The 22,223-nt window shown below is 73.4% G+C and carries 18 protein-coding genes; 7 read left to right on the top strand and 11 right to left on the bottom strand.

Features of this window, described 5'->3' with window-relative positions:
* Positions 1-267: 267 nt before the first annotated feature.
* The 5 genes from QQS16_RS14720 to QQS16_RS14700 form a co-directional block, all read right to left on the bottom strand.
* Positions 268-879, bottom strand: a complete 612-nt coding sequence (locus QQS16_RS14720; protein WP_286062118.1) for a DedA family protein — start codon at positions 877-879, stop codon at positions 268-270.
* A gap of 469 nt (positions 880-1,348) precedes the next feature.
* Positions 1,349-1,801 carry a DoxX family protein gene (locus tag QQS16_RS14715; RefSeq protein ID WP_286062117.1) on the bottom strand — a complete coding sequence of 151 codons (453 nt, stop codon included), beginning with the start codon at positions 1,799-1,801 and terminating at the stop codon, positions 1,349-1,351.
* 83 nt (positions 1,802-1,884) lie between these two features.
* The gene (locus QQS16_RS14710) at positions 1,885-3,915 is read right to left on the bottom strand and encodes an FAD/NAD(P)-binding protein (RefSeq protein WP_502963908.1); all 2,031 of its coding nucleotides are present in this window, start codon (positions 3,913-3,915) and stop codon (positions 1,885-1,887) included.
* A 267-nt stretch (positions 3,916-4,182) separates the two neighbouring features.
* Positions 4,183-5,820, bottom strand: coding sequence for an alkaline phosphatase D family protein (locus QQS16_RS14705; RefSeq protein ID WP_286062115.1), 1,638 nt, complete (start codon positions 5,818-5,820; stop codon positions 4,183-4,185).
* A 101-nt stretch (positions 5,821-5,921) separates the two neighbouring features.
* On the bottom strand, positions 5,922-6,566 hold the full coding sequence (locus QQS16_RS14700; protein ID WP_286062114.1) for an HNH endonuclease family protein: 645 nt from the start codon (positions 6,564-6,566) through the stop codon (positions 5,922-5,924).
* A 473-nt stretch (positions 6,567-7,039) separates the two neighbouring features.
* On the opposite strand from QQS16_RS14700, the gene QQS16_RS14695 reads away from it, so the two are divergent.
* Positions 7,040-7,621, top strand: a complete 582-nt coding sequence (locus QQS16_RS14695) for a TMEM165/GDT1 family protein (RefSeq protein WP_286062113.1) — start codon at positions 7,040-7,042, stop codon at positions 7,619-7,621.
* Between the two features lie 296 nt (positions 7,622-7,917).
* Positions 7,918-8,592 (top strand): HAD family hydrolase, encoded by a 675-nt coding sequence (locus tag QQS16_RS14690; protein WP_286062112.1) that lies wholly within the window; start codon positions 7,918-7,920, stop codon positions 8,590-8,592.
* A 113-nt stretch (positions 8,593-8,705) separates the two neighbouring features.
* On the opposite strand, the gene QQS16_RS14685 is transcribed toward QQS16_RS14690, so the two are convergent.
* Positions 8,706-10,379 carry a peptidoglycan-binding protein gene (locus tag QQS16_RS14685; RefSeq protein WP_286062111.1) on the bottom strand — a complete coding sequence of 558 codons (1,674 nt, stop codon included), beginning with the start codon at positions 10,377-10,379 and terminating at the stop codon, positions 8,706-8,708.
* 159 nt (positions 10,380-10,538) lie between these two features.
* Between QQS16_RS14685 and QQS16_RS14680 the strand changes: the two genes are divergently transcribed.
* Positions 10,539-12,605 carry an MDR family MFS transporter gene (locus tag QQS16_RS14680; protein WP_286062110.1) on the top strand — a complete coding sequence of 689 codons (2,067 nt, stop codon included), beginning with the start codon at positions 10,539-10,541 and terminating at the stop codon, positions 12,603-12,605.
* Here QQS16_RS14680 and QQS16_RS14675 read toward each other — a convergent pair.
* A complete protein-coding gene (locus QQS16_RS14675) occupies positions 12,598-13,101 on the bottom strand; it encodes a GNAT family N-acetyltransferase (protein WP_502963786.1) in 504 nt (167 codons plus the stop codon). The two genes, QQS16_RS14680 and QQS16_RS14675, sit on opposite strands and share 8 nt — an antisense overlap.
* A gap of 397 nt (positions 13,102-13,498) precedes the next feature.
* Between QQS16_RS14675 and QQS16_RS14670 the strand changes: the two genes are divergently transcribed.
* Complete coding sequence (locus tag QQS16_RS14670) at positions 13,499-14,215, top strand: hypothetical protein (protein WP_286062108.1); 717 nt, start codon at positions 13,499-13,501, stop codon at positions 14,213-14,215.
* A gap of 5 nt (positions 14,216-14,220) precedes the next feature.
* Positions 14,221-15,042, top strand: a complete 822-nt coding sequence (locus tag QQS16_RS14665; RefSeq protein WP_286062107.1) for a hypothetical protein — start codon at positions 14,221-14,223, stop codon at positions 15,040-15,042.
* A 98-nt stretch (positions 15,043-15,140) separates the two neighbouring features.
* Here QQS16_RS14665 and QQS16_RS14660 read toward each other — a convergent pair whose 3' ends face one another.
* Positions 15,141-15,557: a DnaJ family domain-containing protein gene (locus QQS16_RS14660; protein ID WP_286062105.1), complete on the bottom strand. Its 417-nt coding sequence runs from the start codon at positions 15,555-15,557 to the stop codon at positions 15,141-15,143.
* An 89-nt stretch (positions 15,558-15,646) separates the two neighbouring features.
* Between QQS16_RS14660 and QQS16_RS14655 the strand changes: the two genes are divergently transcribed.
* Complete coding sequence (locus QQS16_RS14655) at positions 15,647-16,039, top strand: hypothetical protein (RefSeq protein ID WP_286062104.1); 393 nt, start codon at positions 15,647-15,649, stop codon at positions 16,037-16,039.
* A 9-nt stretch (positions 16,040-16,048) separates the two neighbouring features.
* Here QQS16_RS14655 and QQS16_RS14650 read toward each other — a convergent pair whose 3' ends face one another.
* Positions 16,049-16,720, bottom strand: a complete 672-nt coding sequence (locus tag QQS16_RS14650; RefSeq protein ID WP_286062102.1) for an O-methyltransferase — start codon at positions 16,718-16,720, stop codon at positions 16,049-16,051.
* Positions 16,721-16,835: 115 nt separating this feature from the next.
* Positions 16,836-18,233, bottom strand: a complete 1,398-nt coding sequence (gene proP, locus QQS16_RS14645; RefSeq protein WP_286062101.1) for a glycine betaine/L-proline transporter ProP — start codon at positions 18,231-18,233, stop codon at positions 16,836-16,838.
* Positions 18,234-18,618: 385 nt separating this feature from the next.
* Here proP and QQS16_RS14640 point away from each other — a divergent pair, with 385 nt between their 5' ends.
* Entirely contained in the window at positions 18,619-20,667 is a 2,049-nt protein-coding gene (locus tag QQS16_RS14640) for a bifunctional glycosyltransferase 87/phosphatase PAP2 family protein (protein WP_286062100.1), read from the top strand.
* On the opposite strand, the gene QQS16_RS14635 is transcribed toward QQS16_RS14640, so the two are convergent.
* Positions 20,624-22,177 (bottom strand): DUF8823 domain-containing protein, encoded by a 1,554-nt coding sequence (locus QQS16_RS14635; protein WP_286066326.1) that lies wholly within the window; start codon positions 22,175-22,177, stop codon positions 20,624-20,626. The two genes, QQS16_RS14640 and QQS16_RS14635, sit on opposite strands and share 44 nt — an antisense overlap.
* Positions 22,178-22,223 lie beyond the last annotated feature (46 nt).

The raw sequence follows: 22,223 nt of genomic DNA, 5'->3' as shown, positions 1-22,223 counted from the left end.
GGGGCGGTGCGGTGGGGTTCGGCTGGGGCCGGGGTCGATGCGGTGCCTGTGGCCGGGTGGCTGTTGTGGACCGGTGCCGCCGCGCCCACCCGTGCCGCCCCAGTGGCACGACTGCCCGCGGTGGGGGCGGTGCGGCGGGTCGCGGTTGGCCTGGGGCCGTGGTGGTGTGGCCGGCTGCGGGCCGGGTGTCGGTGTGTCCGCCTGTGCTGGACCGGCGGCATCGTCGGCTGTTCGCCCGGCGAGGGGGCGTGCAGCCGGGGTGAAGTGCTACGCCGGCCGGCGGTGCATGAGGTATGCCGCGGCCGCGCCTGCTCCGGAGAGGGCCAGGAGTGAGACGCCCGTTGCCAGCCAGGTGGCGCCCAGCCAGTGGGCGCCGAAGTAGCCGAGGGCGACGCTGTAGGCGGCCCAGGAGAGGCCGGCCAGGGCGGACCAGGGGAGGAAGTCGCGGGCGCGGCGTTTGGTGGCGCCGGCGCCCAGGGAGACGACCGAGCGGCCGGCCGGGACGAACCGGGCGAGGACGACCAGGGCGCCGCCGCCGTGGGCCAGGACCGCGCCGAGACGTTCCTGCGCGACGGTCAGCCGTCGGGAGCGGGCGATGGCGCGGTCCAGGCGGGCGCCGCCGCGCCAGGCGAGCCGGTACGCCACCAGGTCGCCGAGCACGGACGCGGTGGTCGCACACAGGACGAGGGCCAGGATGTCGGGCACCTCGTCGGGCACCTGACCCGTCGCGGCGCCGGAGCCCGCGGCCGCCGCCGTGGCGGCCATGATGACCAGGACACCGCTCGGCAGCACCGGCAGGAACACGTCCAGGAGCACCGACATCGCCACCATGGCGTAGATCCACGGACTGCCGATCAACGCCCCCACGCTCTCGAACACCGCGACTCCCCGTTTCCCCCGTGGCCGGTCCGTGCTGCGCTGCCGCGGGTGTCGCGGGGGTGCGGCAAGGGGCGGCCCATAACAGCCATACAGCGTACGCCTGGGGTGTGACAGCGCCTTCACCGGGGGCTCGCGTGATCGGCACTGCGCGTTCACCCGGCCGCAGTGTTCCAGGGGGCGGTCCGGGCGGGTGTCCCGTGGTGACGGCTCGCGCCGGCCGCCCCGGACGCCGTTCCTCACATGCCGGAGTGGCTGATTCTCAGCCCGTCCGGCATGTGAGGTCGAGGCCCTTTCAGGGCCGATGCGGGGGTCTGGGGGCGACAGCCCCCAGGGACGGGACGGGTAGGGGCGGCGGGGGCGAGAACCCGCCACGGCACCACCACGACCTTCCGCGGCCCACGCCCGCTGCGAAACGCCCGCCCCCGCGGCTCATGCGGGGGCGGGCGCCGACGGTCCGTGACGCCGTGGATCAGGCCACGACCGGCGTCTGCTGCGCGGCCGGCTTCTCGGTGGCCGCCGAGCGCCGGGCGATCAGCCGGTCGAGGCCGAAGGCGCCGGAGCCGGTGAAGACCAGCAGCAGGAAGGCCCAGCAGAACATCGCCGCGCCCTCGCCGCTGTTCTCCACCGGCCACAGGGCGTTGGGCTGGTGCACCTTGAAGTACGCGTAGGCCATCGCGCCCGAGCAGACGAACGCGGCGGCACGCGTGCCCAGGCCGATCAGCACGAGCGAGCCGCCGACCAACTCGATGACGGCCGCGTACCAGTTGGGCCAGGCGCCGGTCCCGACGGTGCTGCCGTCGCCGCCGGCGCCGCCGAGGACACCGAAGAGCGAGGCGGCGCCGTGGCAGGCGAAGAGCAGGCCGACGACGATGCGGAACAGACCGAGGGCGTACGGCTGGGCGCTGTCGAGGCGTCCGGTCATGGTGGGGGGACTCCTTCGGTGGGCCGGTCCGGGGAAGACCGGTCTGGGGACGGAATCGAGCGGAGCAACCACGCTAGGTGCACCTAATCAATGCTTTCAAGTTCAACATTTGGCCACGACTTCGCCTCTTCTTCCCCCTCCGTTCCAGCTGTCACCGCACGCAGGGCGGATCTGGCCACCGCGTCGGCGTCCGAAAGCGTGACCGAATCCACACCCGGCCGGGCGCCCGCCGCGGTCACCCAGTGCACGCCCTCCGTGGGCACGCCGAAGGCGAACCGGCGTGCGTGAGGCCGTCCCTGACGGTCGATCAGACGATATGGCCGCCGTGTCACGTCCAGCCCACCGGTCTCGTGACCGTCCACGATGTGCGGCCGGCACTGCCCGGTCCTCAGCAGCCGGGCGAGCAACTCGTCGGCCGTCCGCCGCAGATCGGGTTCCGGCAGCCGCGCCTCTATGAGAGTCGTCACCCGCGCGGCGGAGCCCGGCACTTCGGGGGAGTGCGCCACCCAGGCCCCGTCCTCCTCGCGGACCTCCAGGCGCGGCCCGAGCACCTCCACCACGCCCGCCGCCACCAGCGCGGCCAGCTCCTCGACGCGCCGCCGGGGCGGCCCGATGGACAGGAAGGCGTTCAGCGGGGTGTACCAGCGGTCCAGGTGGTCCCGTCGCGAGGCGCCCGCTATGCCGCCGTGGTCGACGATCTGCCGCAGCTCGTTGCGCAGGTCCCGCAGCACGTCCTGGGCGGCCTTCAGCGGACCGGCGACATTGCCGAGGGCGGCGTGAGCGGCGTCCTCGCGGAGGTGTCCGAGCAGCCACTCCCGCCAGGCACCGGGATGGGTGAAGACCCGTCCCGCGTACGGGCGGGCGATCCGGTCCCAGGACCAGCGGTCGGCCGCCGCCACGCCGAACTCGTCCAGGAGACCGGCCTCTTCGGCGCTGCCGTGCGCGGTGGCGAGGAAGCGGTCCCGGAAGGCGAGGGGGCCGAACTCCCGGGCCCCGAACGCCACGGATCCGCCCGGGGCGCCGAACTCGGCTTCCCCTACCACGAGTTCGTAGTAGACCGTCTCCACCTCCTTCGCCACCAGGGGCCAGATCTCCGCGAGGAAGTCCGGGGCCTCGCCGGAGTCGGCACGCTTGCGGAAGCGGGCGATCACCTCGTCGGTGAGGACGCGCGGGACGTGACGTCCGTAGGGGCCCTTCGCGTTGTCGCCGCGTGCCTGGTACGGGACGCCGCGCCGCGAACCGGCGTACAGCCGCGGCTCGCGGCCGGAGGGGAGGTAGCGCAGCCGCTCGCCGTCGGGGACGAACCGGCCGCCGCGGCCGGTCGTCAACAGGGCCATGTGGTCGAAGAAGTTGAGGCCCAGGCCGCGCAACAGCACCGGCTCACCGGGGGACACGGCGGACAGGTCGACGTCGGCCGGGTTGGCGGGCGGCAGGTGGCGCAGACCATGGCGTTCGGCGTACGCGCTGTGCCGTCGGACCGCCGGGTCCGCGACGACCGGCAGATGGCCCTGGACGAGGACGACGGCGGACAGGCCGGACAGGACGCGGCCGTCGTCGAGAGTGAGGCGCTGGCGGCCGTCGGGGGCGTCGTCCAGCCGTACGGCGCGGGCCGGGTGCGTCTCGACGCGCACGCCGGGCGGCGCCTCGCGGACCGTCCGCGCGAACACCCACTCCAGGTACCGGCCGTACTGGGCGCGGGTCGGGTACGCGTCCGGGCCCAGCGCGCCGCCCGCCCACTCGTGCAGGCTGGGGCCCGGCCGGACGGGGCCCGAGCAGTCCACGCTGTCGTCGGTGAACAGGGTCACCTGCGAGGCCACGGTGTTCATCAGCAGCTCGGCGGACTGCGCGGTGCGCCAGACACGGCCGGGGCCGGGCGGCGCCGGGTCGACGACGTGGACCGTCAGCCGGGTGCCGGGCGCGAGGAGTTCCGGTGCGGAGGCGCAGAGGCGTTCCAGGACGCTGGTGCCGCGCGGCCCGGCGCCGACCAGGGCGACGGAGACGGGCACGTGGTCCGGGGTCGGTGCGGACAAGGGTGGTACTCCCGGGCGTGTGGGGCGCGAGGTGGGGGCTCGTTCGCGGGTGCGGTGCTGCTGGAAGCGGACGGTCCGCCTCATCATGCCGTCGCCCGCAGCGGGAGCCGACCCCCGGGGGCGCGAACGGTTGGCCCCCGGGGGCACGGACGGTGGGACGCGTCACCAGCCTCACGGTCACGGGCGCGACGAAGCGACGCACCAGCCGATGGGTCGCACCCAAGCGACGCACCAGGCCGACGGGGAGCAGCGAACCGACGACCGACCAGGCCGATCGGTCGCAGCAGAACGACGCACAGGCCGATCGGTCGCGACAACCGACGCACAGGCCGATCGGTCGCGACCGGCCGATCACCGCACGAGGTCGGACTCCGTCACCGTCGCCAGCCGGGGGCTCTCGTCGCCCGCCGCCCGGGCCACCTCGAGCCGCAGCCGGGCCGAACGGCCGCGCAGGGTCAGCGTCATGAGCTGGTTGCCGAACCAGGGCCCGCCCGTCTTGCGCCAGGTCACCGGCGGCCGGCCGCACCCGCCGTGCCGGGCGAAGCTCCGCCCGAGGGCCCGGGCCACCGCGCTCCAGCCGAACCGGAAACCGAGCTTTATCGACAACGGGATGGAGTTGTGCACCGGGGAGCAGGTCAGCTGAAGCACCCGGGCGTCCGGCGACCCGTCGGGCCACGCCGCCTCGGCCACGTACGCGTGGTGCACGTCCCCGGACAGCACGAGCACGGTCGCCGGCGCGTCCGGGCCGGTGCCGACCTCGGCGATCAACTCCGCCAGCGCGTCGAAGGAGGCGGGGAAGGCCGCCCAGTGCTCCAGGTCGGCCCCCCGCCGCAGCTTCTCCCCGAAGCGGGCCCAGCGGGCGCCCTTGTCGCCCCGGCACAGCGTCGCGTTCCACGCCTCGGCGTCGTGCACCAGGTGCGGCAGCAGCCAGGGCAGCGAGGTGCCGATGAGCAGGTGGTCGTAGGACTCCGGGGCGTCCAGTGCCTGCTCGCGCAGCCACTGCGCCTCGCCCGGGTCGAGCATCGAGCGGTTCTGCTCGTCCAGGACGCGGGCCGCCCGGGAGTCCACCATCAGCAGCCGCACCCGGCCGAAGTCGCGCCGGTAGCTCCAGCGCACCGAGGCCCCGTCGGCGTCGGCCTGGGCGGCGAAGGCGCGCAGCAGGCCCGTGCCGTCGGGAACCTCGCGCACGGCCGCGTACAGCGGGTCGTCCGCCAGGGCGTGCGGGGCCAGGTTCCCCAGGTGCTGGTGCACCCAGTACGACATCAGGCCGCTCATCAGGCGTTCCTGCCACCAGTCGGTGGTCCGCATGTCCTCCAGCCAGGAGGCGGAGGTGTTCCAGTCGTCGATGACGTCGTGGTCGTCGAAGATCATGCAGCTGGGCACGGTGGAGAGCAGCCAGCGCACCTCGGGGTCGAGCCAGGACTCGTAGTACAGGTGGGTGTACTCCTCGTAGTCCGCCACCTCGTTGCCCGGCGGCTCGTCCACGTCACGGCGGGCGGCGAGCCACTCGCGGGTCGCGCCCGAGGTCTCGTCGGCGTAGACCTGGTCGCCCAGCAGCAGCAGCACGTCGGGCCGCTCGCCCTCGGGGGAGCCCGCGATCCGCGCCGCGAGGGTGTCCAGGGCGTCCGGGCCGACCGGGTCCTTCTCGCCCTCCGGGGGCGAGGCCCAGCGGCAGGAGCCGAAGGCGACACGGACGGTGTCGCCCTCGACGGGGGTGTGGATGACCGAGTCCGGGAACGGGGAGTCCGGCAGGGGCCACACCCGTGTGCCGTCCAGGAGGACCTCGTACGCCCGGGTGGTGCCCGGCGTCAGGCCCGTCACCGACACGAGGGCGTAGTGGTGCCCCTCGATCTGGAAGGTGCGCTCCTCACCGCCGGCCCCGTCGGCACAGCGCACCTCGGCCGTGCACGGACCGCTCGTCTCGACCCACACGGTCGCGGACGAACCGTCGGCATACCTCAGCAGTGGTCCCAGGCGTAGTCCCGGCACTCGATCGCCCTCCTCCGTCGTCCCGTACGGTACGGAACGACGGAGGTGGGTGGGGAGATTCCGGGGATCACGGTTTGGCGATTCTCGAGGGCGCGGCCTCGTCAGCAGCTCGCGAGGTAGTTCGTGAGCGCGCTCTTCTCGGCGGAGTCGACCGAGAGGTCGTAGTAGTACTTCACCTGCACCCAGGCGCGGACGTAGGTGCAGCGGTAGGTCGTGCGCGACGGCATCCAGGTGGCCGGGTCCTGGTCGCCCTTGGCCTGGTTCACGTTGTCGGTGACGGCGATGAGCTGCGGGCGGGTCAGGTCGTTGGCGAAGGACTGGCGCCGGGAGGTGGTCCAGCTGTCGGCGCCGGAGTCCCAGGCCTCGGCGAGCGGGACGAGGTGGTCGATGTCGACGTCGGAGGCGGCGGTCCAGGTGGCGCCCTCGTAGACGGAGTACCAGCTGCCACTCGTGGCGGCGCAGGCGGAGTCCTGGACGACGTTCGTGCCGTCGCGCTTCAGGACGACCTCACGGGTGTTGCAGGTGCCGGACTGGGTGATCCAGTGCGGGAACAGGTCGCGGTTGTAGCCGGTGCGGTCCTCGGTCGCCACGGTGAGCGAGGCGAGGTAGGTGCGGGCGGTGGCGGCGCTGACCGGGGTGGGGAGGGCGGCGGAGGCGGTCGGGCTGTTGAAAAGCGCGACGGAGGCCATGAGCCCGGTCAGCGCCGTGAGTATGCTGACGCGTCGACGCGCGTAGAACTTCGACATGCGAACTCCCTGGGAGGGTGGGGGCGTTCAATGCGAGCGAGAGGAATGCTCGCGACATCGTGTTGCCGGGAGATGTGCGCAGGGTGAGAACTTAATGACGTGCGCATGACACGACAAGGGGTCCGGCGCGAAGGCTTTCGGGGACGTCCCGTACCATGGACGGCGCAGAAGGGGAGTAGCTCTTCGCCGGACCGTCGACATACTGCTCAGCTCGCTGAGCCGGCGCCCGGAGGCAGACCTCGGATCTCCCGGACTCGGACCCTGTGGACGCGCGCCCCTCCGGGCGCGGATCCCCGGACGTTCCGGGAACGGTTCTCGATCGACGGGTCGGCCAGCGAGACCTTCGGCAAGCAGTGCACGCTCGTGCCGTTCCGGCGCGGGTTCCGAGTGTGCTGCCGTGCCGAGGTGTCGTGTCGAAACCCTTCGAATGACTCAGCACTCTCGGCGGGGCAGCCCCGACCGATTGAGGGATCTTGCTCAGCTTCACCGTGACGGCGGTCGTCTTCGGCGTCGTCTTCCTTGCCGAACTGCCCGACAAGACCGCGCTCGCCGGGCTCGTCCTGGGCACCCGGTACCGCGCCTCGTACGTCTTCGCGGGGGTCGCCGCGGCCTTCGCGCTGCATGTCGCACTCGCTGTCGCGGCGGGCAGTGTGCTGACGCTGCTGCCGCAGCAGATCGTGCACGCGCTGACGGGCGTGCTGTTCCTGGGCGGCGCGGCCGTACTCCTGATGAAGCGGGACGAGGACGAGGAGGAGGTCCGCCGGCCGGAGAACCAGTCCTTCTGGAAGGTGGCCGGATCGGGCTTCATGCTCATCCTGGTCGCGGAGTTCGGCGACCTCACCCAGATCATGACGGCGAACCTCGCGGCCCGCTACGACGATCCGCTCTCGGTCGGCCTGGGCGCGGTGCTCGCGCTGTGGGCGGTGGCCGGGCTCGGCATCGTGGGCGGAAAGGCGCTGATGAAGAGGGTGCCGCTGCGGCTCATCACCCAGATCGCGGCGCTGCTGATGCTGGGGCTCGGGGTGTGGAGCCTGTGGGAGGCGGTGGCCGGCTGAGCGGCCTGCGGGCGGCCCGCCGAGCTGAACGGTGAGTGAACTGTTCCGCGAGACGGTGGCGGGCGCAGCCCTTGTTTTGTACCGTAGAGAAACAAAGTGGTTCCCGCTCGTTCTCCCTGACCGGCGGGCGGGGCCACCTTGTCCCTCCGGGGGTGGACGGGACACGTCTTGGCGTCAGGCGCCGGAAGGTCGTCTCGTCTCGTCTCGTCTCGTTTCGCTTCGCTTCGTCTCGTTTCGAGGCCGGGCCGGAAGACGCCCCGGGTGCCATCCCTCGCCACCGTGCTTTGGAGCAGCCGATGACGGCCACCACCGTGCCCACCGTTCTCACCGCCCGCGCCCTCCTGCTCGACATGGACGGCACCCTGGTCAACTCCGATGCCGTGGTCGAACGGATCTGGCGGCGCTGGGCCGAGCGGCACGGGCTGGACGGGGACGAGGTCATGAAGGTCGTCCACGGCCGGCAGGGCTACGCCTCGATGGCGCTGCTGCTGCCCGGCCGGCCCATGGAGCAGAACCACGCCGACAACGCGCGCATGCTCGCCGAGGAGACCGCGGACATGGACGGCGTCGTCGCGATCCCGGGCGCGCCGGAGTTCCTCGCGTCCCTGCGCGGGCTGCCGCACGCGCTCGTCACCTCCGCCGACGTCCCGCTGTCCACCGCGCGCATGGCCGCGGCGGGGCTCGGTCTGCCGGACGTCCGGATCACCGCCGAGTCCGTCGGCGCGAGCAAGCCCGACCCCGAGGGGTTCCTCAAGGGCGCCGCCGAACTGGGCGTCGCCCCGGCCGACTGCGTCGTCCTCGAGGACTCCGGGGCCGGCATCGAGGCGGGTCGCGCGGCGGGCATGCGGGTCCTCGGGGTCGGTCCCCGGGCCGGCCTGCACCGTCCGGACGTACTGGTGCGGGATCTGACCCAGGTGCGGGTGGAGGCGGTGGCGGGCGGAAGCGGCGGGATCCGGTTGTACGTGGGGTAGGGCTCGGCGGGCTCGGTCGTACGTGGAGCAGGGCACGGCGGGTCCGTTGCGGCTCGGCGGGCTCGGCCGCGTTCGCCGTCAGGTGCCGTGCCGTCGGCCCTGTGCGCGCCGCTCTACGGTTCCGACGTCTGCGCCTCCAGGGAGGCCCGGGTCTTCTGGTCGTAGACGCCGAGGTTGTCGGTGCCGACGTTGCGGGACCACTGGTAGTTGCGCAGCGCGTTCTCGACCCGGTCGGTGAAGTCGCCGTCGATCTCGTCGTTGTAGAGGAACAACTGGTGCAGGCGCTCCTGGAGTTCGGTGACCTCGGGGCCCTGGTCGCCGCGGCGCAGGACAGGAGCGCTCCGGTCGTCGTCCTCGGCCTCTTCCGGGGAGCCCGCGCCGGGACCGTCGGCGGCGGCGGCGCTCGTCGCGCTTCTCGACGGCTCGGCCGACGCCGACGGGCTCGGTGAGGCGCTGGACGCGGACACCGAGGGGGACGCGGAGGGCGAGGGGCTCGCGCTGGACGGAGACGGAGAGGCGGACGTCGGCGACGCCGAGGGGCTCTCCGTGGCGGGCGGCACGGACGCCGCGCTGGGCGAGGCGTCCGGGACGGCCGCCCGTACGTCCTCCGGCGGCGCCCCTTCCCGCGCGGGCGTCTCATAGGTGAACAGCCCGCCCGCGAACCCGGCCGCCGCCACCACCACCGCGACGACGGCCCCGCTCACGGCGACGAGCACCCCCCGCCGGCGACCCGGCCGAGGCTCCTCCCCGGCAGCCCGGGACAGCACGTCCCCGCCGGCGCCGCCCGCCTCGAACATCCGCAGATCGGTGACGCTGGGGGTGGTCGCCGGGGGCGCCAGAGGGGTCGGCAGGACGGAGGTCGCGTCGGCGGGCGGTGCCCCGGGAGTGCCGACCGCGGGCGGGACGGGGGCGGCGGCGCTGCCCGTCGCGGGCAGCACGGCGGTCGCGTCGAACGCGCCCGGGGTGTCGGCCGCGGGGGGCGCGTAGGGCGTCGAGGGCGCGTGGGGTGCGCGCGGCCCGGAGGGTGGCCGGCGGGCCGCGCCTGGTGGCGAGGGAACCGTCGATGCGTCCGGTGCGCCCGGTGTGTCGGGTGCGTAGGGCGGGCCGCCCTGGCCTGGGGCGGGCGGCGTCGCGTCCGTGACGGGCAGTGGCGCGGTGGCGTCGGATGCGGGCGGCGCCGGCGGCGCGTGGGCCGCGTCCGGTGTGCGGAGCGCGTTCGCGCCGGGCAGCGCGGCGCCTGCCGCGACCCCGGCACCGCCCCCGGTCGTCGTGTCGGCGCCTGGACGGGCGGACGTGGCACCGCCCACGGTGGGCAGTACGACGGTGGCGTCCACGTCCGATGCCCCGCCAGACGTGGCAGGAGCGGCGGGCACGGCGGCCGTGGCCTGCGCGTCAGGCGTGGCGTGCGCGTCAGGCGTTGCGGGGGTGGCGGCGGCACGTGCCCCGGCGGACGCGTCCACGGCGGGCAGGGCCACGGTCGCGTCCTCGTGGGACCCGGCAGCGGGCGGGGCGGTGAGCCGCTCGGCGAAGGGCGCGGTGTCCGGCGTCCCGGCGGCACCCTCGCGAGTGCCCTCCGCCCCCGCACCCGGTCCCGGCTCCGAGCGCCGCCCCAGCTCCACGTACGGCCGTATCCGCAGGGGATCGAAGTCCTCCGCCGCGGCGGCCTCCGCTGTGCGGGCGTCGCGCAGGGCGTCGGACGCCCGCCGGGTGCAGCCGCACGACGGGGTGTTGTCGGCTCCCCTGGGCGTTCCGCACTCCGGGCACAGGTGCCCCTTCGGCTCGTTCATGTGTTCGTCCCTCCCCTCGCGAACTTCAGAGATTATGCAGATCTCCTCCACAGCGTCGCCCACAAGCCCCCGGAATCACGGCTTCCAACAGGACTCAACAGGCCATAAATGGTCACACCGACCACGATGGAAGCTGCGACTTGACCTACGGAGGTCTTCATGGCCGGGGATGCCCACGCCAGGACGGGGAACGCGCGAGACGCACGGGGGGAGGCGGGCGAGCGGGACGAGCGGGTGCCGGGAAACGTGCTCGTCCCGATCGGCGCCCTGTTGCTCGGGATGCTGCTCGCCGCCCTCGACCAGACCATCGTGTCCACCGCGTTGCCCACCATCGTCAGCGAACTCGGCGGTATGGAGCACCTGTCCTGGGTGGTCACCGCGTACATGCTGGCCTCGACCGCCGCGACGCCGCTGTGGGGCAAGCTCGGCGACCAGTACGGGCGGAAGCGGCTGTTCCAGACCGCGATCGTGATCTTCCTCGTCGGCTCCGCGCTGTGCGGCGCCGCGCAGGACATGTCCCAGCTGATCGCGTTCCGGGCCCTCCAGGGCCTCGGCGGCGGCGGGCTGATGGTGCTGTCGATGGCGATCGTCGGGGACCTCGTCTCGCCGCGTGAACGCGGCCGTTACCAGGGGCTCTTCGGCGCCGTGTTCGGGGCGACCAGCGTCCTCGGCCCGCTCCTGGGCGGGTTGTTCACCCAGCATCTGAGCTGGCGCTGGGTCTTCTACGTCAACCTGCCGATCGGCGTCGTCGCCCTGGCGGTGATCGCCGCCTTCCTGCGCATCCCGGGCAAGTCCACCCGCCACGTCATCGACTACCTGGGCACGTTCCTGATCGCGTCCGTCGCCACCTGTCTGGTGCTGGTGGCCTCCCTCGGCGGTACGACGTGGGGCTGGGGCTCGGCGCAGATCGTCGGGCTGGGCGTCCTGGGCGTCGTGCTCGCCGTCGCCTTCGTGGCCGTCGAACGGCGGGCCGCCGAACCCGTCCTGCCGCTCACGCTGTTCCGGATCCGCACCTTCACCCTCTCCGCCGTCATCAGCTTCATCGTCGGTTTCGCGATGTTCGGCGCGATGACCTACCTGCCGACGTTCCTCCAGGTCGTCCACGGTGTCAGCCCGACCATGTCCGGCGTGCACATGCTGCCGATGGTGTTCGGCCTGCTGCTGTCGTCGACGCTTTCCGGCCAGATCGTCAGCCGCACCGGCCGCTGGAAGGTCTTCCCGGTCGCGGGCACCGGTGTGACCGCCCTCGGCCTGCTGCTGCTCCACCAGTTGGACGAACGCAGCTCCACCGCCGCGATGAGCGGCTGCTTCCTCGTCTTCGGCCTCGGCCTCGGCCTGGTCATGCAGGTCCTCGTCCTCATCGTGCAGAACGCCGTGTCGTACGAGGATCTCGGCGTCGCCACCTCCGGCGCGACCTTCTTCCGGTCCATCGGGGCCTCCTTCGGCGTCGCCATCTTCGGCACGGTCTTCGCGAGCCGGCTGGGCGGGAAACTGACCGACGCCTTCCAGGGCGCCCAGCTCCCGCCCGGTGTCTCGGTGGACGCGCTGGAGTCCGACCCGCGCGGCATCGCCGCCCTGCCGGCCGCGCTGCGCCCGTCGGCCCTGCACGCGTACGCGTCGTCGATCACCGACGTGTTCCTGTACGCCGCTCCGGTCGCCCTCCTCGGCTTCGTGCTCGCCTGGTTCCTGAAGGAGGACCGGCTGCGCGGCTCGGTCACGGCCCCGGACGTCACCGAGACGCTCGCCAGCAACCCGGTGCAGCGGTCGTCGTACGACGAGGTGTGCCGCGCGCTGTCCGTGCTCGGCACGCGCGAGGGCCGGCGCGAGATCTACCGGGAGATCACCGCGCGGGCGGGCTACGACCTGCTGCCCGCGGCGAGCTGGCTGCTGCTGCGGATCAAGCGGTACGGGTGGGCGGAACCCGGCGTGCTCGCCGAGCGGATCACCGTCCCGCTGACCGTCGTCATCGAGGCGGCCCGCCAGCTCGAGGAGCGGCGGCTGGCGGAGCGCCGGGGGCTCGACCTGGTGCTGACCGCGCAGGGGAGCGAGGTCGCCAACCGGCTGGCCCAGGCCCGGGAGGAGTCACTGGCCGCGCTCCTCGGCGACTGGTGGGGCCCGGACCGGCCGACGGACCTTATCCAGCTGGTGAAGGACCTCAACGCCGAGCTGTGCGGCTCGGAGCGGGAGCGCCCGCACGACGGGCGGGCGGTGACCCGGCTCAGCTGAGGCTCCTGCGGAACCAGTGCTCGGCGTACGGGCTGTCGTTGTACGGCTCGGTCTCCTCGTAGCCGAGCCGCGCGTACAGGGCGCGGGCCTCCACCAGGTCGCCCCGGGTGTCGAGGACCATCCGGGTGGCGCCCAGGGCGCGCGCCGCGTCCTCCGCCGCCCGGACGAGGAGCGCGGCCCCGCCCTTGCCGCGCATCGCCTCGTCCACGAACACCCGGGTCAGCTCGGCCGTCCCGCGTTCCAGCAGCCGTACGCCCGCGCTGCCGGCCGGCCTGCCGTCGTACCGGCCGACCAGCAACCGTCCGTCCGGCGGGGTGAGTTCGGCTCCCGGCTGGGCGGCGATCTCCCGCTCCAGCTCGTCCGGGTCGGTCCGGTGTCCCTCGTGCAGGAGGTACCAGCGGTCGCTGACCTCCGTGTAGTACGCCCGCCAGAGCGCGGCGGCGACGGGGGAGTCGTAGGGCTCCGGGGTGATGGTCCAGCTCGTCATGGGGGTCATTCTCGGCAGGTGGCCAGCCGGGTCCGCAACCGGATATGGGGACCGCCGCCGGGCCGGCACCCGGTCCCCGGAGCATGTCGGTGCCCGTCCGGCGCCCGTCACCCAGGCCCGTGCCGGACGTCCCTCGACACCCCGGCGGCCCGGCCGCCCGGCCGGCCCGGCCGCCGTCGGCGCCCGCCGCTGTCCGCCGTCGCCCGCGTGTGCCGGTCCGGCGGGGTGCGGGCGGTTGGCGCGGGGGCGCGGCAGGCCGGTGTGCGGGGCGGCCGGACAGCGCCTGCTCGCGCCCTGTCGTGTCCTCCCCGGCCCCGCCGCCAGTTTGGCGGCCGACTTCGGGGCAACCCGTTCTGAGAACCGGCCCGCACGGAGGGCCGGTTGGTCCAACTCCCGGAAGGCATTCATGTCCACAGGCGTGATCATCGCTCTGATCGTGATCGTGGCGGCCGTCCTCATCATCGCGGCCGTCCTGGCCCAGCGGGCCCGGCGTGGGTCCGGCGGGCAGAACCTGAAGCGGCGCTTCGGACCCGAGTACGACCGGGTCGTGGCCCGGCACGACGGGGACGAGAAGGCGGCCGAGCGCGAGCTCGCCGAGCGCGTGGAGCGGCACGGGTCGCTGCGCGAACGGCCGCTGGAGCCGGCACAGCGCGAGCAGTACGAGGCGCGCTGGACGGCCGCCCAGGAGCGCTTCGTCGACTCGCCCCGGGAGGCCGTGGCCGAGGCGGACCGGCTGCTCGCCGAACTGGCCGGTGTGCGGGGCTTCCCGGACGGCGCCCAGTACGAGGAGCAGCTCGCCGCGCTGTCGGTGCACCACCCGCACCATGTGCAGGGCTACCGGCGCGTGCACCGCGTCGCCCGCGCGAGCGTCGGCTCGGAGCAGAACGGTGACGGGCGGGCCGGCACCGAGGAGATGCGCGAGGCCATGGTCGAGGCCCGGGCCCTGTTCGAGGACCTGGTGAGCCCGTCCCGGCACGACAACCACCGGGACCACCGGACCGAGTCCCGGAGGCCCGCGGAGTCCCTCGAACGGTCCGACGGCGGTACGGCGCCGGCCCGCGGTGACGGTGGGCGCGCCCACCTGCCGCGAGGTCTCACCCGGCGTCATGTGAAGGGGAGTTGAGCGACATGACGGACGCGACGACCGGACCGGGCGCCGAGGGCGCCCCGCGTGACGGCAAGGCGCGGGGCCGCGCGACACGCCCCGCGACACCCCCGGGGCACAACCCGTTGGCGGACCCTCCGACGGCCACCGCGCACGACGAGCCGTCCCAGGGCCCGATGACCACGGCCCGCGACACGGACGCCGCTGCCGAGCGGGGCGGCAGGACGTCGTCGGACGCCATGGCGACCGGCGGCGACGCCGTACGGGGGCGTGATTCCGGGACGAGCGGGACGAGCGGTGGCGCGGTCCCCGGCGGCGGCACCTCGCGCGCAGCCGTCGGCACCGGCGGACCGGGCGGCGAGGCCGTCTCGGGCCGCGACAGCGCCGCCGACCCGGCGCACGGCGCGGGCACCGCGGACCGGGCGGCCTCCCGCGACATACCGGGCGGCACAGGCGACGACGCCGCGCGCGGCCGTGAGGGGACATCCACGACCGGGACCGGTATCGGAACCGGTACGGCGACCGGTGGTGCCCGGAACCAGCCCGGCCACGGCAGTGGTCTCCTCCCGCAGGACGAGTGCGACAAGCTCGCCCAGCGTCTCCAGCACGCCGTCGCCGGATTCGTGGACGGCCCGCGGGACGCGGTGGCGGAAGCCGATCACGTGCTGGAGGAGGCCGCCGCCCGCCTCGCCGAGGCCGTGACCCATCGCCGCCGTACGCTGCGCAACTCCTGGCAGGCCACGGACGGCGACACGGGCGGGCCCGCGACCAGCGCCGACACCGAACAGCTCCGGCTGGCCCTGCGGGACTACCGCGAGCTGGCGGACCGCCTGCTGCGTATGTGAGGCGGACAGGCAGACCGCCGCGGACCGACAGGGGTGCGCCCGAGACCGTTTCCGGTCTCGGGCGCACCCCTGTCGTCGCAGGTCGGTCGCCGCTCCGCTCAGCCGTCCCCCTCCGCCTCCCGGAGCTGCCGCCAGCGCCGTACGACCTCGTCGACGTCGTACGGCTTCAGGCCCAGCGGGGGACCGGGCGGCGGCTTGAACATCATGTCGCGGATCTTGACGTTGACGTCCTCGACGAGCTTGCGGACGAGCCGTTCCGCGGGCGCGCGCAGGGCCGCCGCGAGCGTGTCCTCGGCCTCCTTGCGCAGGGCCAGCGTCGGCGGCAGCACCGAGAGCCCTTCGCGGGCCATCTTCCGCTTGATCCACCACAGTTCGTCGTACGCCGTGTCGGCGTCGGGGGGCAACGGCTTTCCCAGGCCCGGGAGTCGGGCGAACTCGCCGCGCCGCTCGGCGTCGCGGATCTGCTTCTCCGCCCAGGACTCGAACGGAACGCCGGGTGGCTTTCGCTCGGTCATGAGTCCATTGTGCCGGACGGGTAGGGGCCGGGCGATTTATCATGCGGCGGCTGTGTAAGGACACTTCAAGCACTTCAGAAGGAGCGCACGTGCTCGAACTCACCATGGCCGCCGTCTCCGCGGCGGACTCGGGCGCCACGGCCGGCATGCTCATGGCCGACTCGCCCAGTGACCCGGGCGCCGTGCTGCGGGTGGGCCGGGACAAGTCGGTGTGCCGGCTCTCGACGCCCGACGACTGGCTGTTCGTCTCCCGGGTGCACCTGGAGTTCCTGTGCGGCCCGGAGGGCACCTGGCAGGTGACCTGGCTGCGGGGTTCCCAGCCCGACCCGTCCTCCGAGGTCCGGCTGACGGTCGGCGCGTACGCGCAGACACTTCCCTACGGCGGTACCGTCACGCTGCCCCGGGGCGGCAGCGGCGAGATCATCATCCAGGACCGCACCGCTCCGCGCAGCGTCAACGTCGGGTTCTACCACGAGGAGTGAACGCGGGGGTCAGGCCAGTACCCGGGCCAGCGCGAAGCCGTCGTAGCCCTTGTCGCCCACCGTCTGGATCGCCGTGCCGCTCAACCGGGGGTGCTTGCCGATGAGTTCGATGGCGGTCCGGGTGCCCTGGACGTCCGGCTCGACGCTGTCGGCGTCGGCCACCCGGCCGCCGCGCACGACGTTGTCGACGACGATCAGGCTGCCCGCGCGGGTGAGCCGGAGCGCCCACTCCACGTAGTGCGGGTTGTTGTCCTTGTCGGCGTCGATGAAGACCAGGTCGAACGGGGGCGGGTTCTCGTCGGCCAGCTCGGGCAGTGACTCCAGGGCCGGGCCCACCCGCACCTCGACCCGGGTGTCGAGGCCGGCGCGGGCGATGTTGCGGGTGGCGACCTCGGCGTGCCGGGGGCTGTACTCCAGCGTGACCAGACGGCCGTCGGCGGGCAGCGCGCGGGCCAGCCAGATGGTGCTGTAGCCGCCGAGGGTGCCGATCTCCAGGATGGTGCGGGCGCCCTGGATCTCGGCGAGCAGCTGGAGGAACTTGCCCTGCGGTGCCGTGACGGCGACGCGCGGCAGTCCGGCGGCCTCGCTGTCGCGCACGGCCGCGTCCAGGACGTCGTCGTTCGGTGCGAGGTGGGTGGTGAAGTACTCGTCGACGTCGTCCCAGCGCTGCGGCTCGCTCATGCACCTCTGCCTTTCGTCTGCCTAGTTAGATCGGCTAACTAGCTGTGCTAACGAATATAGTCGCGCGTCGGTCGCCTGTCAGCCGGTACTGCCGGGCCGGCTTCAGCCGATCGGCTCAGCGGCTCCCGGCGGCCGGCCGGTTCTCTCCGCGTTCCACCGACGGCGCCGACCCCGGCAGCGGCCGGCCCGCCGACTCCGTCATGAACCACACCGCGACTCCGCCGACGACGGCGGCGGCCATCATGTAGTAGGCGGGCATCATCAGGTCGCCGGTCGTTCCGATGAGGGCCGTCACCACCAGCGGGGTCGTCCCGCCGAACAGGGACACCGAGACGTTGAAGCCGATCGAGAGGGAGCCGTAGCGCACCCGTGTCGGGAACAGGGCCGGCAGCGCGGAGGGCATGGCCGCCGTGAAGCACACCAGCAGCAGCCCCAGCGCACCCGTGCCGAGTGCGACCGCGAGCAGGTCGCCCTGGCGGATCAGCAGCAGCGCCGGGACCGACAGGACCAGGAAGCCCGCGCAGCCCGCCGCGATCACCGGACGGCGGCCGACGCGGTCGGTGAGGGCGCCGGCGAACGGCTGGACCGTCATCATCAGGACCATCACGCCGAGCACCACCAGCAGGCCGTGCGTCTCGTCGTACCCCAGCTCACCGGTCAGATAGCTCGGCATGTACGACAGCAGCATGTAGTCGGTGACGTTGAAGACCAGCACCAGGCCCACGCACAGCAGCAGCGCCTTCCACTGGCCGCAGACCATCTCGCGCAGCGGCACCTTCGGGCGGTCGGCCTCGGCCTTCGCCACCTCCTCCGCGAACGCGGGAGTCTCCTCCAGGCGCAGCCGCAGATACAGGCCGATGACGCCCATCGGGCCCGCGATCAGGAACGGGATCCGCCAGCCCCAGGACAGCAGGGCGTCCTGCGACAGGACGGCCGTCATCACGGTGACGAGGCCCGCGCCGCCGATGTACCCGGCGAGCGTGCCGAACTCCAGCCAGCTGCCGAGGAAGCCGCGCCGCTTGTCGGGGGCGTACTCGGCGATGAAGGTGGAGGCGCCCGCGTACTCCCCGCCGGTGGAGAAGCCCTGAACCAGGCGGGCGAGCAGGAGCAGCAGGGGCGCGCCGACACCGATCGAGGCGTACGACGGGATCAGGCCGATGGCGAGGGTGCCCGCGGCCATCATGATCATGGTGACGGCCAGTACCTTCTGCCGGCCGACGCGGTCACCGAGCGGACCGAAGACCAGGCCGCCCAGCGGCCGGACCAGGAAGGCCGCGGCGAAGGCGCCGAACGTGGAGAGCAGCTGCGCGGTCGGGTCGCCGGACGGGAAGAACACCTTGCCCAGCGTGACCGCGAGGTAGCTGTAGACGCCGAAGTCGAACCATTCCATCGCGTTGCCCAGCGCGGCGGCCCGCACGGCACGCCGCACGAGCGCGGGATCGGTGACGGTGACGTTCTCCGGGGCGGGGTCGGGGGTGGGGGACGGGGGAGTGGCGGCTGTGGCGGTCCGCAAGACTTCGCTCGCCTACCTTTCGACGGGGACAGGACGGGCCTGGCGACAGCGCCGGCGGACAGGCCGAAAAGCGACCATAGGGGCATGTGTCCCGTTGACGGACCGTAGGCGTGTCGATGCATGGGGCATCCAAATCCCGTGTACGCAGGCCCGCAGCCACGCGCCGGAGCGGTTCCCGCCAGGCCGGATTGTGATCCTTCTCGCGTCCCGCGAAGGCGACGGCCCCTCCCGCGGACTATCGTCGTCGGACAAAAGCAGGAAGGACGTCAGGTGAAGCCCGGGTTGCCTGCGTCCTCCACAGGGGGTGCTGCGAGACCCCGAGGGTTCGCGGCGCCTTCCGGCGCACGGGACACGTGGGACTGACGGGGCGGGAGGCCTACGAGGCGTGGCGAATGCGGAGCACAGCGGGCCACCGACGGAAGCTCTGGGAACGACCGCCGCCGGCGAGGCGCAGGCACGCCTGCGCGCCGCACGGCTCGCCCTGTGGCTCGTCGCGGCCGTGCTCGCCGTACGGCAGGTGGCCGTCGTCCTGAGCACGCCCCGCGGTGAGCGGCTGACGGACCTGGAGACCTGGGTCGGCCCCGACGGCGTGCTGCACGTGAACGGCTCGCTGTACGACTCGACGCGCTTCACCGGCACCCCCTTCGCCGGACTGGTGCTGAAACCGCTCACCAGGACCGCCGAGCAGGCCCTCGGCTGGGGCTGGACCTTCGGCACGCTGCTGCTGGTGGTCGCCCTCGGCCTGGTCGCCGCGCGCGCCCTGCCCCAACCGGTCAGCCGGCGCACCTCCCTGCTCGCCGCGCCGGTCGCGATCAGCCTGCTGATGCTGTCGCTGCCGGTGCGCAACACGCTCTGGCTCGGCCAGACCAGCATCATCCCGGTCCTGCTGGTGCTGCTCGGCTGCCTCGCCGTGCGCGGCCAGCGGGCCGGCGGCCTGCTCATCGGCATCGCGGCGGCCCTACAGCCCACCGTGCTGCTCTTCGCGCCGCTGCTGTGGTTCACCGACCGCCGAAGAGCGGCCCTGTCCACCGCGCTGACCTTCGCCGCGTGCACCGCCGTCGCGTGGGCGGCGATGGCGCACGACTCGTACAGGTACTGGGTGCACCACATGGCCGGCACCGGCCTGGGCGGCGCGGCCGACGACCTCGCCAACCAGTCCCTGCACGGCGCCCTGCTCCGGCTCGGCCTGTCCGGCCCGCTGGAGATCGCCCTCTTCCTCCTGCTCGGCGCCGCCGTCGCCGTCCTCGGCGTGCGCCGCGCGGTGCGCTACGCCGGTGACGAGCAACTGCTGCTCGCCGTCGCGGTCACCGGCTGCGCCGCCATCGCCGTCTCACCGACCACCTGGCAGCACCAGCTGCTGTGGGTGCTGCTCGCGGTCGTGGGCCGGGTCGGGAAGCGGGCCTCGGACCGGCTGGTGTGGCCGGTCGCCGTCGTCCTGGTGATGACGCTGCCCGCGAAGATGATGCTGCCGAACATGACGCCACTGCTCGTCCTGCGGGACAACGTGGTGCTGCTGGCCGCCGTCGCCGCCGCCACCGCCGTGCCCTTCCTCTCCCGCACCTCGCCGTACTACCGGTCCCCGATCCCGACCGAGTACGCGCCCCCCGTGCCCACCCGCTTCGAACGCGTCCCGCTCCTGCCCTTCCTGCGCCGGGTCCTCACCCGCCCGAACCTGCTGCTGGAACTGCTGCTCATCCGCGTCACGTACGCCGCCTACCAGCAGGTCCGGCTCGCGGCCACCGGCGGCAGCAACTCGGCGGGCCGGGCCGTCGCCGAGCGGCACGGCGAACAGATCCTCGGCATCGAGCGATTCCTGCGCCTCGACATCGAGCACTGGGTCAACCACGCCGTCGTCGAGGTCGACTGGCTGCGGAACTTCTTCGACTTCTACTACACCTCGTTCCACTTCGTCGTCCCGCTGACCGTCCTCGGACTGCTGTACTGGCGCCGCCCCGTCGACTACCGGTGGGCCCGCTCCTCCCTCGGCCTCACCACCCTGCTGGCCCTGGTCGGCTTCTGGCTCTACCCGCTGGCCCCGCCGCGCCTGATGCCGGGCCTCGGCATCATCGACACCGTGCACGGCGTGCAGGACTTCTCCAAGCCGGACTACGGCACACTGACCGCGCTCACCAACCAGTACGCGGCGATGCCCTCGCTGCACTTCGGCTGGTCCCTGTGGTGCGGACTCGTCATCGCGATCGTCGCGCCCAGGTGGTGGATGAAGGGGCTCGGCCTGCTGCACCCGCTCTTCACCGCCTCGGCGATCGTGGCGACCGGCAACCACTGGATCCTGGACGCGGTGGGCGGCGCCGCCGCCGTCGCCGCCGGCTTCGGGCTGTCGTACCTGTTCCAGGGGCCGCGCGCCCGTACGACGGTCCGGGCGGCCGAGGTCAGCAGTCAGCCGGACCTGACGAAGGACCGTACTCCGAGCTGATCCGGTACTCCGAGCTGATCCGGTACTCGCCCGGCGCGGGCACGGTCAGCCGGGTGAACTCCCCGTCCCGGGTGAGGCAGCCGGCGTCGGCGCGCAGCCACGGCGAGTACACCACCCGCACGGTCACGGAGCCCGCCCGCTCCGTCCTGAGCACCACGTCGGCGCTCGTCGTCCGGACGACCGAGGCGGGCGCGGACACCAGCGGTACCGCGTCGCGCACCCGGAAGATCCGCCAGTGCGCGTCCTGCCACACCGGTTCCAGCCAGGCGGGCCGGTTCTCACGCACCAGGCGTGCCTCCTCCTCGGCGTACCCGTCGGGCGTGGCGCGGGGCAGGACGACGAAGCCGACCGCCCAGCGGTCCAGCCAGGCCCGGTAGGCCGGGGCAGAGAAGGAACCGTCGTAGAAGAGGCGCCCGCGCTCGATGTCGAGCTGGCGGTTCCAGCCCCGCGCCAGGTTGACGTGCGGGGCGAGCGCGGACGCCTCCCGGTGGTTGCGGGCCGGGACCACCTCGACGCGGGTGCGGTCGGCGCCGAGCCGGCGCAGTGCCTCCACGACGCCGTCGGTGTCGGCGGCCCAGGACGGCACGGTGGTGTAGATCCGCACGTCGTCGGCGGTCTTCTTGCCGACCCACAGGACGGAGAAGACCAGGGCGACGACGAGGGCGTTGCGGCGGACGCGGCTGAGCCGCCGGGTGCTCAGCAGGGCCGCGAGCAGCACCGCGGGCGCGAACAGCTGCGCGAACCGCTCGACGTTCGTGCCGACGGGTGAGGTGATCAGGTACGTGAGGACGGTCCCGGCCGCGTACACGACCCCGCTCCAGCGCGCGACCCGCCAGCCGCGCGGGGCCAGCACCGCCACGGCCAGGCCGAGTACCGCCGGCGGCCAGACGCGGGCCGGGAACATCAGGTGTTCGCCGGTGAACGGGAAGAGGAGCGTGGTCGCGGCGACGACCAGAGCGGGGGGCACCAGCAGGGCACCCGCCCGCCCCCGGTCCCCGGCGGCGAAGAATCCCGCCCCGACCACGGCCAGGAACAGGCCCGCCACCGGACTCGCCGCCGTCGCGAGCGCCGCGTAGGGCACCGCGAGGGCCACCCGCCGCTCGCGGGTCAGCAGGACGCAGGCGGCCAGTCCGAAGGCGACACCGAGTGCGAACGTCGTACGCCCCGACACGACGTCGCACCACAGCGCGAGGGACGCGAGCAGTGCCGGACCGAGGGGTCTTCGCACCCCGGCTCGGACGAGAAGCACGGCGGCCAGCCAGGAGGCGGCGAGCCCGGACACCGCGGTCACCGTCCGCACCCCGAACCCGGCCATCAGATACGGCGATATCAGGCTGTAGTTGGCGGTGTGCGTCCCGCCGTACCAGGAGAGGTTGTACGCCGATCCGCCGTGCCGGGACACGAACCCCGCCCAGGCCTCCTGGGCCGCGAGGTCGCCGCCGCCGGTGGCCAGGAACAGCCACCACACCGCGTACAGCGGGAGGAGCGGCGCGGTGGCGAGAAACGGCACCCGGTGGCGTTCCCGGGCCGTGTCGAGGAGGCGCCGTCGGCGGGCG

The sequence above is a fragment of the Streptomyces sp. ALI-76-A genome (genome assembly GCF_030287445.1).
In the GTDB taxonomy this organism is placed as follows: Bacteria; Actinomycetota; Actinomycetes; order Streptomycetales; family Streptomycetaceae; genus Streptomyces.
The sequence above is the reverse complement of the archived record's forward strand: the minus strand, read 5'-3'. Positions and strand labels throughout refer to the sequence as shown.

What these genes read in the sequence shown, in the direction of transcription:
- QQS16_RS14710 (WP_502963908.1), bottom strand. Translation starts at nt 3,915, where the DNA reads ATGAGGCGGACCGTCCGCTTCCAGCAGCACCGCACCCGCGAACGAGCC.
- QQS16_RS14660 (WP_286062105.1), bottom strand. Translation starts at nt 15,557, where the DNA reads ATGACCGAGCGAAAGCCACCCGGCGTTCCGTTCGAGTCCTGGGCGGAG.
- QQS16_RS14680 (WP_286062110.1), top strand. Translation starts at nt 10,539, where the DNA reads ATGGCCGGGGATGCCCACGCCAGGACGGGGAACGCGCGAGACGCACGG.
- QQS16_RS14690 (WP_286062112.1), top strand. Translation starts at nt 7,918, where the DNA reads ATGACGGCCACCACCGTGCCCACCGTTCTCACCGCCCGCGCCCTCCTG.
- QQS16_RS14665 (WP_286062107.1), top strand. Translation starts at nt 14,221, where the DNA reads ATGACGGACGCGACGACCGGACCGGGCGCCGAGGGCGCCCCGCGTGAC.
- QQS16_RS14715 (WP_286062117.1), bottom strand. Translation starts at nt 1,801, where the DNA reads ATGACCGGACGCCTCGACAGCGCCCAGCCGTACGCCCTCGGTCTGTTC.
- QQS16_RS14675 (WP_502963786.1), bottom strand. Translation starts at nt 13,101, where the DNA reads ATGACCCCCATGACGAGCTGGACCATCACCCCGGAGCCCTACGACTCC.
- QQS16_RS14650 (WP_286062102.1), bottom strand. Translation starts at nt 16,720, where the DNA reads ATGAGCGAGCCGCAGCGCTGGGACGACGTCGACGAGTACTTCACCACC.
- QQS16_RS14685 (WP_286062111.1), bottom strand. Translation starts at nt 10,379, where the DNA reads ATGAACGAGCCGAAGGGGCACCTGTGCCCGGAGTGCGGAACGCCCAGG.
- QQS16_RS14670 (WP_286062108.1), top strand. Translation starts at nt 13,499, where the DNA reads ATGTCCACAGGCGTGATCATCGCTCTGATCGTGATCGTGGCGGCCGTC.
- QQS16_RS14700 (WP_286062114.1), bottom strand. Translation starts at nt 6,566, where the DNA reads ATGTCGAAGTTCTACGCGCGTCGACGCGTCAGCATACTCACGGCGCTG.